Here is a 12,257-nt window from a genome sequence, read left to right on the forward strand (position 1 = left end):
AGTTCTATTCAAAGACAACACTAAGGTAATAATGTTACAGTTTACTTGGTTCTTTTTGCCCGCCTACCCCTTTTTTCTATTGACCAACCAAACACCGAACAAGATAATGCATCCACCAAAAATTTGAAGAAAGCTTATTTTTTCCCCATCTAACAAGCCCCATAATACCGCCACCAAAGGTATTAAATAGGTGACCGAAGCAGCAAAAACTGGACTTGACAATTGAATGAGTTTATTGAACATTATGTTGGCCAATGCCGTTCCCAACAATGCCAAAACCAATACGTACCAAACCGCATTATGCATGGCTTTATTATCAATAAATGTTACTAGTATATTAGAATATAAAAGCAAAACCAAGGCAGGAAAAAATGCCACACCAAAACTTGCAGTAGTTACTTGCAACGAACTTAAATGACCTAAATGTTTTTTTATAATATTGATGTTAAACGCATAACCCAAAGCAGAGGCTATAATAAAAAATGAATACCAATAATTTTGGCCTGGATTAAACTCCATCCCCGCCATAATCAACATCACAGTACCTAAAAGCCCAATTAAGACCCCTACTATCTGCCTTTGTTTAAGGGCTAGACCAAAAAGGGCTACCCCAACCAAAGTCGTAAATAATGGAGCCACCGAATTTAGGATTGAAGTAACACAACTACTAATTTGCATTTGCGCAATTGCAAAGAAAAACGGTGGAAAAAAAGAACTGCAGAGCCCTGCTATGCCAATAAATTTCCAATCCTGGATAGTTAACGACTTTAACGATCTAATCCCCAAAACAAAAAGTAGAAGTGATGCAAATACAATACGCAATCCGCCTACTTGAAGGGCCGTAAACCCCAACAATGATTTTTTAATCAAAATAAAAGAAGAACCCCACACCAATGCAAGTACAAATAGGTACAACCATTTTTTATCAATATTTTTCAATAGTATTATTTATGACAAAAGTGAGATTTTTTGCCCATAAATTATTACCCTAGCTTTTATTTATCTGAAAAGGTAATGCATTTTACATATTTGGTATCTTTACACCATGATGCAATTCCAGAAAAAAATTGTTAGCAATAGATTGAATATGAAGAATAAAATAGGAATGCTATTCTTATTGTTTTTTGTCATTTCTTTTAGATTTTCTTTTGCTCAAGAAACCACACTTACAAATGCAGTGCCAGACAACATAGAAATGACTCATGCCACTATTGAAATAGCCGGCATGGCCTGCCAAGAGGGTTGCGCAAATAAAATTGCTTCTAACCTAACCGAGGCGAAAGGAGTATTTTCCGCAAAAATTAGCTTTGACCATAAACTTGGAAATGTAATATTTGATCCCAAGATCATTAGCGCGGAAGAGGTTAAACACATCATTGTTAACACCAAGGTCAAGGATTACGTTTACACAATTAAATCAATTCATTTCAACAAAGAATAAATACATGAGAAACTTACTTATAATATTGGCAATATCAGGAACACTTAGCATGATATCCTGTAAAGAAGAAAAGAAAACCGAAGTGAGCGAACCTTCAAAAATGGAGCATGTAATGAAAATACATGATGAGGTTATGCCAAAAATGGGAACTTTAGGAAAGTTGGTAGGTCAATTAAAGCCATTGGCCGACTCTCTTGGCGCAGCTTCTCCTGAAGCTAAAGCTATGAAAGATTTACAGGATGCCAATAAAGCTATGATGGATTGGATGCAAGGTTTTGGTAACCGTTTTGATTCTGAAGAAATCATGAATGGCAAAGCACTTACCAATGAAAAAAAGAAATGGCTGTTAGAAGAGGAAGAAAAAGTTTTACAGGTAAAGACGGATATCAATACTAGTATTAAAAAAGCCCAGGAGCTTTTAAGCCAACATTAAATATTAAAATTGTAACCACCATTGTTCCAATTGGGGCAAGGGCTCTTCTAGATAAATTGGCTGTCCTATTTTTGGTGCTATCATATCTACCCCTAATTCCTTGGCCTTTACCGACACCCTTTCAACAGGCTCTGTCCATGGATGCATTGCCAATTTAAATGCTCCCCAATGTATAGGCATCATTCGTTCTGCCCTTACGTCTATACTAGCTTGGGCGGTTTCCTCTGGCATCATATGTATTTCTTTCCAAAGTTCGTTATATTGCCCACACTCCATCATTGCAAAAGAAAAAGGTCCATACTTGTTTCCTATTTCCTTAAAATGAGGGCCATAACCACTATCACCACTAAAGAATATCTTTTCGTACCCAACATTAATTATCCAAGAACTCCATAACGTATTTCCTTTATCGGCAAAACCCCTACCTGAAAAATGCTGGGCAGGTGTACATATAAATTCAACATCCATAAATTTTGTCGTTTTCCACCAATCCAGTTCAACAATAATATTTGATGAAACACCCCATGCCGTTAGATGTGCACCTAATCCTAGAGGTACTATAAACTTGTCCACTTTATTTTTCAATAATAAAACCGAGCCATAATCCAAATGATCATAATGGTCATGAGAAAACACCACAGCATCAATTTTTGGCAATTGTTCTATCTCTATGGGTAATTTTTTACTGAACCTTGACGTACCCAACATTGTATTTGGCGCAGGTACTTCCCCGAACATGGGGTCTATTAATATATTTTTGGAGGAACTTTGTAATAGAAATGTTGAGTGCCCAAACCAAATTAATCGTGTTGGCCCATTATAATCTGCAATAGCCAAAGAGTCTAGATGTTCTACGGCAATATTATTTTGCGGTATGGTGTTGGGGCTTGGAAAAAAATACCCTTTTAACGACTTGAACATATCACCAAATCCCAAATTGGTATCTGCCCCGTTAACATTTACGAACTTACCATCTTTATAATTTGGCGAAGAAACAAAACGTTCCTTTTGTTCTTTACTCAATTTACCTCCAAACTGTGGACTAACGGTAACAAACAATAAAACACTTAAAACCAAAAGGCCCAAGACCACTAAGATTACCAAAGCCATTTTTTTAATTAATTTTCTAAGTTTAACCATATATTCCAATGAAGGTAATTACCATCAAAATGGTAATTTGCTTAAATCAACATTTCCACCTGATACTATTATACCAACTTTTTTATCTCGAAAATCATGGAGATTCTTTCTTGAAAAAGTAATAGCCGCAGCTACGGCCACAGCACTAGAGGGTTCAATTACAATCTTCATACGTTCCCAGATTAATTGCATGGCCATTATTATTTCCTCCTCATCTACCCTAACAATGCTATCTACGTACTGTTGAATAATTGGAAAATTAATATTTCCTAAGGTTGTTTTTAGTCCGTCTGCAATGGTATTTACAGAAGTATTTCCTTCTATTTTACCGCTTTTTAGTGAACGGTAGGCGTCATCCGCTTCAAAGGGTTCACCGCCCAATACTGTGCAATTAGACCCAAAATATTTAGCGGCCAAAGAGGAACCGGCTATTAGTCCGCCTCCACCTACAGGACAGAACAAGTAATCTAAAGAGGGTTGCTCATTAAACAATTCTATTGCAGCTGTACCTTGGCCAATGATGACATTCTCATCATTGGAAGGGTGTATGAACGTTGCCCCGGTCCTTGCGGCAATTTCATTTGCCATTTGCTGCCTAGCTTCAACCGTAGGATCACATTCATGTATTGTTCCACCATACTCCCTTACCCCAATTTTTTTAACTTCTGGTGCCGTATTGGGCATAACAATATGGGCATGAATACCTATACTTTGTGCGGCCAACGATAATGCCTGTGCAAAATTACCCGAAGAGTGGGTAACTACGCCATGTTTCTTTTGTTCTTCAGTTAATTGCAGTATAGCATTGGTGGCTCCCCTTATCTTATAGGCACCAGCACGTTGAAAATTTTCACATTTAAAAAACAAATTGGCCTTTAATTTCTTGTTGACCAAACGTGATGTGAGAACCGGAGTATTATGTATATAAGGCTTAATTCGCGTATGACAATCCAATAATTGATTTGATGTCACCATTTGCTTTGTATTAATGTTTCCACTCTAATGTTTCTATGACACCTCTAATATCATTTTGTAAGTAGGCCGCTGCAGGCAAGATAGAATCATAATTTGGTTTCGTATAAAAATATACCGAACCCGTAAGAAAGTGAGACGTGCTGTCCGTTACAAAAAACTGCGATTGTGAAGCTGCATTACCTTGCACTTCAAATAAAGCGCCATATACCTTTTTATCTGGGTTTATATAAGGTTGCTCTACAATATTATCTGCCTTTGCCGCATGTTCATAACTTAAGCGTTTAGAATCATGGATCAATTTATTCAGATTTCCATCAATCTTCATATAACTGAGGAATATTGCTCCTTTCATTTCAGGATAGGAAATCGTAAATGCCTTATCATCGTTAAGTTCCGCAACTGCCAATTCGTTATATTTAAAACTAAAATTCTCCGTTTCCAGTTCTGCTAGCTTTCCTTGCGGATATTCTAAACGCATTTTAGCTTTAGGTTTTGGTATAGGATCATCTTGACAACTGGCCACGAACAATAATGATACTATAAAACCTATTAAAACACTATTCTTCATTAGGTAAGGTTACTTTTATCTGCTTTAGTCTTTTTTTATCCATGGCTTCCACCACAAACGTGTAGCCTTCAAAATAATTTTTTTCTCCACGTTTGGGAAAACTACCAGCTTTTTCCAGAACAAAGCCGGCAAGGGTCTCAGATTCTCCTTTGTTCTCTTCAAAAATCTCGGTATCCTCTAAACGGATGACACGGTAAAAATCCTTTAATGGGGTTTTACCTTCAAATACGTAATTATAATCATCTAATTTGGAGTAAATTAAATCCTCATCATCAAATTCATCACTAATATCACCAACAATCTCCTCTATAATATCCTCTAACGTCACTAAGCCAGATGTACCGCCATACTCATCTACCACAATGGCCAAATGATTCTTCTTTTCCTGAAATTCTGACAAAAGATCATCCAGTTTTTTATTTTCAGGAACAAAGTATGGCTCCCTTATCAAGGTCATCCAATTAAATGTTTTTCTATCTAGATACGGTAATAGGTCCTTAACATATAACACCCCTTTAACCGTATCTATATTTTCGCCAAAAACAGGTATTCTAGAATATCCGTTCTTTTTAATTTCACCTAAAACCTCAGGGAATTTCATTTGTTCATTTAGGGCGAATATATCTATGCGGGGCCGCATAACCTGTTTGGTATCTGTGTTCCCAAAAGTTACAATACCTTCTAAAATCTTTTTTTCTTCTTTGGTGGTATCGCCCTGAGAGGTTAGGTCCAATGCCTGTGACAGATGATCCACACTTAAATTGGATTTCTGTTTCCCCAACTTATTGTATAAAAAAAGTGTTCCCGAACGCATTGGTAAACTTAAAGGGGAAAAGAGAAAATCCAATATCCTTAATGGAAATGCCATAAAATGGGAAAAGCTCATTCTATTTCTATTGGCATAGACTTTAGGTAAAATTTCCCCGAACATTAAGATGAGAAATGTAGCCACCACAACTTCCAAAAGAAAACGGGCAGAAACAATACCAAACCATACTTTGGTGACATCTGCAAACAAGGTATCTCCTATGATACTGAATAAGAGAACTACACCAATATTAATGGCATTGTTGGCTATTAAAATAGTGGCCAATAGTTTTTTTGGCCGCTCTAGAAGTTTTATTAGAATTGAGCCCTTTGCGGTTTTCTTATCCTGTAATTCCTTTATCTCTGTAGTGGAAAGACCAAACAAGGCCACCTCTGCACCAGAAATAAGTGCAGAACAGATAAGCAGTATACATAGCACAACTATATTTATCGCAAATACACCACTTACAACAAAAGTTATCATTGTTAACGGTAAGGGGTCTGGGTCCAATAGTTATAATTTAAAATTAATTAGAATGGTAAATCATCATCTGCCTCTTGATTTAAAGGCGCAGGGGATTTGGGCGGGGTCCTATTCTCCGTATTTGTCTTTTGCGGACTAGGAGCAGAATTGCCACTGCCCTGCATACTTTCTTTCTTAGTGGTCAAAAATGTAAATTCCTGTACATGAACTTCCGTAGAATATCTTGTATTCCCATCTTCTCCCTGCCACTGACGATTTTTTAGTCTGCCTTCCACATACACCTTATCTCCCTTACTTAAATACTTTTCGCATATTTCCGCAGCCTTGTTTCTTACTACGCAATTGTGCCAATCTGTATTGGTTACACGCTCACCAGTAGATTTATTGGTATACGTTTCATTTGTGGCTATAGGAAACCTACCTATACTTCCTCCGCCTTCAAAATAATGCATTTTAACTTCATCGCCTAAATGCCCTATCAACATTACCTTATTTAATGTACCACTCATAGTATAAAAGTATAAAAATCAAAAGTACTAAAATTTAAATGCTTTTATAAAATCTGCAATTAAAACTGGTACAGGAAATTCAGATACTTTTTCAACGGAAATTTTATTGTCAAAATCTGTATTTACCTCAACAATCCAGAATTTGGTATATAATTGCTGATGAGATAATTTATGTACTATATCTATATCATTATATATATGTATATCATTTATAAACAAATCGCCAAAAACATCCTTACTCTTTTTAGCGATATCATCTATTTCCAATGATGATTTGGACTCTATTAATGGGAACTCCCATAAATTTTGCCATATCCCTTTGGCATTTCTTTTATGAAGACTTGTAAAAATTGCTCCGTTCTTATCCTTATATATAGGTACCATATAATTAAAATACCTTTTACGTACTTTTCCTTTCTTTATCTTAGCCGGCAATTGGTCTACCCGTCCTTTCTCCAAGGCCACACAACTCTCATTTAAAGGACAATCTAGGCATAACGGTTTTTTAGGGGAGCATTGTATGGCCCCAAACTCCATGATGGCTTGGTTGTAATCCCTAATATGATCAACATCCATAACTTTTTGGGCCAATGTTTTAAAGTATTTTACCCCCTTACTACCATTAATAGGAATATCTATACCAAAATAACGGGCCAACACCCTATACACGTTACCGTCTACCACTGCTTGTGGCTCATTATAGCAAATGGAAGAAATTGCACTGGCGGTGTAATCACCCACACCTTTTAATTTTAATAGCTCTTTATAGTTATCTGGAAATGTAGAATTATAGTCTTCAACAATTATTTTTGCGGTAGCATGCAAATTTCTCGCCCTGGAATAATAACCTAGTCCCTGCCATAGTTTTAAAACCTCTTCTTCCTTGGCCATGGCCATATCATTTACCGTTGGAAACGCTTCTAAAAATCTTAAATAGTACGGTGTACCCTGGGCTACGCGGGTTTGTTGCAAGATAATTTCCGAAAGCCAAATCTTGTAGGGATCTCTACTCTTGCGCCAAGGCAAAGACCGTTTATTTTGCCCATACCACTCCAAAATTTTACCCGAAAACGACATACTGTTCAATGCTAAGGGATAAAAGTAGCAGTTTATCTACTTAAAATTAACCCATTAGAAAGAAAGATTGAATTTAATTTATATATTTGCAACCCGAAAAAACATACAGAAAATCTAATATTGAAAGATGACGAAAGCGGAAATTGTATCGAAAATCTCAGATAAGCTGGGAATTGAAAAAGGAGATGTACAGGCTACAGTTGAATCCTTTATGGAAGAGGTAAAAACATCATTGGAAAGTGGTGACAATGTATACCTTAGAGGTTTTGGAAGTTTCATAATCAAAACCAGAGCCGAAAAGACCGGTAGAAATATTTCCAAGAATACAACTATTAAAATACCCGCTCATAACATTCCGGCATTTAAACCTGCCAAGGTTTTTGTTGAAGGAGTTAAGAGCAACGTACACGTAAAATAATTAATCTTAAAAAAAGAACTTTATGCCAAGCGGTAAAAAAAGAAAGAGACATAAGGTAGCTACACACAAGCGCAAGAAGCGTAGAAGAGCTAACCGACACAAGAAAAAGTAGTTTTTTAACTACTTTTTCTTTTTACGTTCATTGACATAGAGATTCTTGATGTGAATCTCGGCAAATACAAGTGTATTTGTTTTTGGTATTGTTTAATCAGCTCGTTCCCTATACCCTAGTGGAACGACTAAAAATATATTCAGGTGAATAGAGAATTAATCGTACGATCTAGTTCCCAAGCCGTTGACTTTGCCTTGTTAAAGGACGGAAAACTCACTGAACTGCATAAAGAGGAAAACAGCAATGACTTTTCTGTTGGCGACATTTTTCTTGCCAAGATAAGAAAGCCGGTTACAGGCTTGAACGCTGCCTTTGTGAACGTAGGATATGAAAAAGATGCTTTCTTGCACTATCATGACCTAGGTCCACAGCTTTCTTCCATGCTCAAGTTCATTAAACAGGTGAGTACCGGAAAACTTAAGGACTATTCCTTAAAAAACTTTCCGTTCGAGACCGATATTGACAAAAACGGGGTAATAACCGATGTCATAAAAGCAAACCAATCCCTATTGGTTCAAATTGTAAAAGAACCCATATCTACTAAAGGACCAAGAATTAGTTCAGAGCTTTCAATAGCAGGACGTTATTTGGTTATGGTTCCTTTCTCAGAACGTGTTTCCGTTTCCCAAAAAATAGGAAGCAAAGAAGAGAAAGACCGGTTAAAAAGACTTGTTAAGAGTATTAAGCCAAAAGGATTTGGTGTAATAATCAGAACAGTAGCAGAAGGACAAAAAGTTGCGGAACTTGACAAAGATCTAGAAAACTTGCTGGCAAAATGGACAGCAATGTGTAAAAAATTATATCGTGCCCAGACACCTTCAAAAGTATTCGTAGAACTTAATAGGGCATCTTCTATATTAAGAGATGTTTTTAACGATAGTTTTACAGGTATACACGTAGATGACGCCACCCTTTTTAATGAAATAAAGGAATATGTGGCCGAAATTGCTCCTGCAAAGGAGAGTATCGTAAAGCACTATGACTCCAACGTACCCATTTTTGAAAAATTTGGTATAGAGAGACAAATTAAAACGTCTTTTGGACGTACAGCTACCATGAGCAAAGGTGCCTATTTAATCATAGAACACACAGAAGCTTTACATGTGGTAGACGTAAACAGCGGCAATAGATCCAACAAAGCCAAAAACCAAGAAGATACGGCCCTTGAGGTCAATCTATTGGCGGCTTCGGAAATTGCCAGGCAATTACGCCTTCGTGATATGGGAGGCATCATTGTCGTAGATTTTATTGACATGGTAAAATCACAACATAGAAAAAAGCTTTTTGAACATCTTAGGGATGAGATGAAAGATGATCGCGCCAAACATAAAATACTACCCCCAAGTAAATTTGGTTTGATTCAGATTACCCGCCAACGGGTACGACCTGAAATGAATATTAAAACTACCGAAGAGGATCCTAACCATGCCGGAAAACAGGTGGAAGCACCTATTGTTTTAATAGACAAAATTACTGTGGATCTTGAAAAACTCCTTAAAGGTCCCGCAAAGGACAATAGTATAACACTAAATATACACCCTTTTATTGCGGCCTATATTACAAAAGGATTTCCTTCGTTAAGAACCAAATGGTTCTTGGAATACAAACGTTGGATAAAAATTCAACCACGTGATGCGTATACGTATCTTGAATACCGTTTTAAGAATAAGGACGGTAAAACAATATATTAATAAAAAAGCGACTCTATAACAGAGTCGCTTTTTTTGTTTAGTAAATTTGGGAACATGAACAAAAAAACCAAAGGCTACACCGTTCAAGAAGCCACTAAAAAGATAGAAAGCTATTGCGCCTACCAAGATCGCTGCCACAAAGAAGTGGTATCCAAGTTAAAGGATATGGGCATGATCCCATTAGCCATAGATACCATTATTGCCCAACTTATTGATGATAGGTTTTTAAATGAAGAACGCTTTGCAAAAAGTTTTGCAAGAGGCAAATTCAATATTAAAAAATGGGGCAAAAATAGAATTACAAGAGAACTTAAACTTAGAAACATCTCTAAATACAATATTACCACAGCATTAAAAGAAATTGAACCAGAAGCATACCTAACCACTCTAGATATTCTTGCTAAAAAAAGACTAGATCAAATTACCGAAACAAACACTCAGAAAAGAAGAAAAAAATTAGCGGACTATCTTTTATACCGAGGCTGGGAGAGTCATTTCGTATATGAAAAATTACAAGAATTAATTCCTTAATTCCAATTACATCCAAGCTATTTAAACTACCTTATTGGTATTAACTATAGCCTTATTATTCTTAGCATCTATCCAATCTTGCCCTTTAAGTTTACGCATTAACACATCATAATGACGCATAAACAATATATTGTAAAATGCTTTACCCAAATTTTTAGGATTACGGGCAATTGCCCTTAAACTCATGGAAAAACCAGGGGTCTTATATTTCATATAATGCCAAAATCCTTCTGGCATATACAGCACTTCTCCATGTTTTAAAGTTGTTTTAAAACCCTTAGCTTTTTTTAATGCCGGCCATTTACTATAATCAGGATTAGAAAAATCTATGCTTTCATGGGTAATCAGTGAATACGGTACTTTATACAATTTCTCTGTTTCGGACTGTGGAAAGAGTATCACCTCCTTTTCCCCATCAAAATGAAAGTGGAATATATTGGCCAAATCAATATCATAATGCATAAAAGTATACGAATTGCGACCGCCAAAAAACAGCATGGGTAAGCCTTTCATCAGTTTTAGACCAAAATCAGGAAAGCTATAATCGTTTTGTAGCGCAGGTACCTCTTTTAATATGTTCCAAAGAAAAATTCTATACTTGGTAGGCTCCTTTTTCAATAAATCCACATAATCTGCCATTTTCATTTTGGCATGTGGTTCATTGAAGCCATCTTTATGCTGTACCGGCCTATCATCATATAAGGGCACGGTAATTTCACCAGCCACCTCTTTCATATAATCAAGATTCCACTTGTTAAAGGCAGGCCAATCCGTTATAGCATCTTCCAGTACTACGGGTTGCTGAGGTTTAAAATAGTCGTTAATAAAAACGTCCTTGGTAATATTCTTTACCCTTGGAATATCTGCTAACTTCAATTACACATGGTTTTTAGGGAAGCCAAAGGTAATTAACGATTAGAAAATAATTTCTTAAAAATGTATTAATGTAGTATTATTCGCTAATTTTTACTTTCTGTTTAGCATTTACATTTCGCTCTATGGTATGTCCGGGTCTGGACCATTTTGGCTTTTCGCCCAAAGGTTGTAATTGTGAATCTGCCGCTTCTACCGTTTTAGGTTGCGAAACTTTAGTAAATGGTTTTTGCGTATTTAGACCCAACATTTTGAACATTTCCATATCCTCGTTTACATCTGGGTTAGGGGTTGTCAATAACTTATCTCCCGCAAAAATGGAGTTTGCACCCGCAAAGAAACACATTGCCTGACCTTCCCTACTCATTTCAGTACGGCCTGCAGACAAACGTACTTGAGTTTCTGGCATTACAATTCTTGTAGTAGCCACCATTCTGATCATATCCCAAATAGATACCGGCTCTATGTCTTCCATAGGAGTTCCTTCTACCGCCACCAAAGCATTAATGGGTACGGATTCCGGTTGTGGGTTAAGCGATGTCAAAGCGACCAACATCCCTGCCCTATCTTCCAATGCCTCGCCCATACCAATAATACCACCGCTACAGACGGTAACATTGCTTTTGCGTACATTTTCTATGGTATCTAAACGATCTTCAAAAGCACGGGTAGAAATTACATCTTTATAATAGTCCTCAGATGTATCCAAATTATGGTTATAGGCATACAAACCTGCTTCTGCCAAACGTTTTGCTTGGTTTTCCGTAATCATACCCAAGGTACAACATACCTCCATGTCCAATTTATTAATGGTACGGACCATTTCCAATACCTGCTCAAATTCTGGACCATCCTTAACATTTCTCCATGCGGCGCCCATACAAACACGTGAGCTACCAGATGCTTTAGCCCTCAAAGCTTGGGCTTTTACCTGTGACACGGCCATTAAGTCATTACCCTCAATATCCGTATGATACCGTGCCGCTTGGGGACAATACCCACAATCTTCTGGACAACCGCCCGTCTTAATTGAAAGCAGCGTAGAAACTTGTACCGTATTGGGATCATGATGTTGCCTATGTACGGTGGCAGCCTCATACAAAAGTTCCATTAAAGGCTTATTATATATTTCTAGGATTTCCTCTTTTGTCCAATTATGTCTTGCGTTGCTCATATAATCTTAGGTTGTTACCAGAGT

The 12,257-nt window shown here is 36.9% G+C and carries 14 protein-coding genes; 5 read left to right on the forward strand and 9 right to left on the reverse strand.

The features are described from left to right. Positions 1-63 precede the first annotated feature (63 nt). Entirely contained in the window at positions 64-939 is an 876-nt protein-coding gene (locus ABVM52_RS06175; protein ID WP_405384538.1) for a DMT family transporter, read from the reverse strand. 148 nt (positions 940-1,087) lie between these two features. Between ABVM52_RS06175 and ABVM52_RS06180 the strand changes: the two genes are divergently transcribed. Next, the gene (locus tag ABVM52_RS06180; protein WP_405384539.1) at positions 1,088-1,441 is read left to right on the forward strand and encodes a heavy-metal-associated domain-containing protein; all 354 of its coding nucleotides are present in this window, start codon (positions 1,088-1,090) and stop codon (positions 1,439-1,441) included. Between the two features lie 4 nt (positions 1,442-1,445). After that, positions 1,446-1,874 (forward strand): hypothetical protein, encoded by a 429-nt coding sequence (locus ABVM52_RS06185; RefSeq protein WP_405384540.1) that lies wholly within the window; start codon positions 1,446-1,448, stop codon positions 1,872-1,874. Between the two features lie 3 nt (positions 1,875-1,877). Here the strand turns inward: ABVM52_RS06185 and ABVM52_RS06190 are convergent, their stop codons facing one another. Genes ABVM52_RS06190 through mutY form a run of 6 tightly spaced genes read right to left on the reverse strand, consistent with a single transcriptional unit; the run spans position 1,878 to position 7,434 of the window. Continuing rightward, on the reverse strand, positions 1,878-2,984 hold the full coding sequence (locus tag ABVM52_RS06190; RefSeq protein WP_405384541.1) for an MBL fold metallo-hydrolase: 1,107 nt from the start codon (positions 2,982-2,984) through the stop codon (positions 1,878-1,880). A gap of 54 nt (positions 2,985-3,038) precedes the next feature. Continuing rightward, on the reverse strand, positions 3,039-3,989 hold the full coding sequence (locus ABVM52_RS06195) for a threonine/serine dehydratase (protein WP_405384542.1): 951 nt from the start codon (positions 3,987-3,989) through the stop codon (positions 3,039-3,041). Positions 3,990-3,999: 10 nt separating this feature from the next. Further along, positions 4,000-4,557: a gliding motility lipoprotein GldD gene (gene gldD, locus ABVM52_RS06200; protein WP_405384543.1), complete on the reverse strand. Its 558-nt coding sequence runs from the start codon at positions 4,555-4,557 to the stop codon at positions 4,000-4,002. After that, positions 4,547-5,875, reverse strand: coding sequence for a gliding motility-associated protein GldE (locus ABVM52_RS06205; protein WP_405384544.1), 1,329 nt, complete (start codon positions 5,873-5,875; stop codon positions 4,547-4,549). The genes gldD and ABVM52_RS06205 overlap by 11 nt, the downstream gene beginning before the upstream one ends. 20 nt (positions 5,876-5,895) lie before the next feature. Beyond that, on the reverse strand, positions 5,896-6,357 hold the full coding sequence (locus ABVM52_RS06210) for a single-stranded DNA-binding protein (RefSeq protein ID WP_405384545.1): 462 nt from the start codon (positions 6,355-6,357) through the stop codon (positions 5,896-5,898). A gap of 27 nt (positions 6,358-6,384) precedes the next feature. Next, complete coding sequence (mutY, locus tag ABVM52_RS06215) at positions 6,385-7,434, reverse strand: A/G-specific adenine glycosylase (RefSeq protein WP_405384546.1); 1,050 nt, start codon at positions 7,432-7,434, stop codon at positions 6,385-6,387. Between the two features lie 127 nt (positions 7,435-7,561). Between mutY and ABVM52_RS06220 the strand changes: the two genes are divergently transcribed. The 3 genes from ABVM52_RS06220 (at position 7,562) to ABVM52_RS06230 (ending at position 10,186) form a co-directional block, all read left to right on the forward strand. Continuing rightward, positions 7,562-7,852 carry an HU family DNA-binding protein gene (locus ABVM52_RS06220; RefSeq protein WP_027065813.1) on the forward strand — a complete coding sequence of 97 codons (291 nt, stop codon included), beginning with the start codon at positions 7,562-7,564 and terminating at the stop codon, positions 7,850-7,852. Positions 7,853-8,107: 255 nt separating this feature from the next. Further along, a complete protein-coding gene (locus tag ABVM52_RS06225; RefSeq protein ID WP_405384548.1) occupies positions 8,108-9,655 on the forward strand; it encodes an Rne/Rng family ribonuclease in 1,548 nt (515 codons plus the stop codon). Positions 9,656-9,709: 54 nt separating this feature from the next. Continuing rightward, entirely contained in the window at positions 9,710-10,186 is a 477-nt protein-coding gene (locus ABVM52_RS06230; RefSeq protein ID WP_405384549.1) for a regulatory protein RecX, read from the forward strand. A gap of 21 nt (positions 10,187-10,207) precedes the next feature. On the opposite strand, the gene ABVM52_RS06235 is transcribed toward ABVM52_RS06230, so the two are convergent. Both ABVM52_RS06235 and bioB read right to left on the reverse strand, forming a co-directional pair. Continuing rightward, complete coding sequence (locus tag ABVM52_RS06235) at positions 10,208-11,062, reverse strand: cupin-like domain-containing protein (RefSeq protein WP_405384550.1); 855 nt, start codon at positions 11,060-11,062, stop codon at positions 10,208-10,210. Between the two features lie 76 nt (positions 11,063-11,138). After that, positions 11,139-12,233: a biotin synthase BioB gene (gene bioB / locus ABVM52_RS06240; RefSeq protein ID WP_405384551.1), complete on the reverse strand. Its 1,095-nt coding sequence runs from the start codon at positions 12,231-12,233 to the stop codon at positions 11,139-11,141. Positions 12,234-12,257: the final 24 nt, after the last annotated feature.

Source organism: Maribacter sp. LLG6340-A2 (assembly GCF_045057105.1).
Lineage (GTDB): Bacteria > Bacteroidota > Bacteroidia > Flavobacteriales > Flavobacteriaceae > Maribacter.

Excerpts from the sequence above, each read along its gene's own strand:
- bioB (WP_405384551.1), bottom strand. The coding sequence starts at position 12,233 with ATGAGCAACGCAAGACATAATTGGACAAAAGAGGAAATCCTAGAAATA.
- ABVM52_RS06185 (WP_405384540.1), top strand. The coding sequence starts at position 1,446 with ATGAGAAACTTACTTATAATATTGGCAATATCAGGAACACTTAGCATG.
- ABVM52_RS06180 (WP_405384539.1), top strand. The coding sequence starts at position 1,088 with ATGAAGAATAAAATAGGAATGCTATTCTTATTGTTTTTTGTCATTTCT.
- gldD (WP_405384543.1), bottom strand. The coding sequence starts at position 4,557 with ATGAAGAATAGTGTTTTAATAGGTTTTATAGTATCATTATTGTTCGTG.
- ABVM52_RS06195 (WP_405384542.1), bottom strand. The coding sequence starts at position 3,989 with ATGGTGACATCAAATCAATTATTGGATTGTCATACGCGAATTAAGCCT.
- ABVM52_RS06230 (WP_405384549.1), top strand. The coding sequence starts at position 9,710 with ATGAACAAAAAAACCAAAGGCTACACCGTTCAAGAAGCCACTAAAAAG.
- ABVM52_RS06190 (WP_405384541.1), bottom strand. The coding sequence starts at position 2,984 with ATGGCTTTGGTAATCTTAGTGGTCTTGGGCCTTTTGGTTTTAAGTGTT.
- ABVM52_RS06210 (WP_405384545.1), bottom strand. The coding sequence starts at position 6,357 with ATGAGTGGTACATTAAATAAGGTAATGTTGATAGGGCATTTAGGCGAT.
- mutY (WP_405384546.1), bottom strand. The coding sequence starts at position 7,434 with ATGTCGTTTTCGGGTAAAATTTTGGAGTGGTATGGGCAAAATAAACGG.
- ABVM52_RS06220 (WP_027065813.1), top strand. The coding sequence starts at position 7,562 with ATGACGAAAGCGGAAATTGTATCGAAAATCTCAGATAAGCTGGGAATT.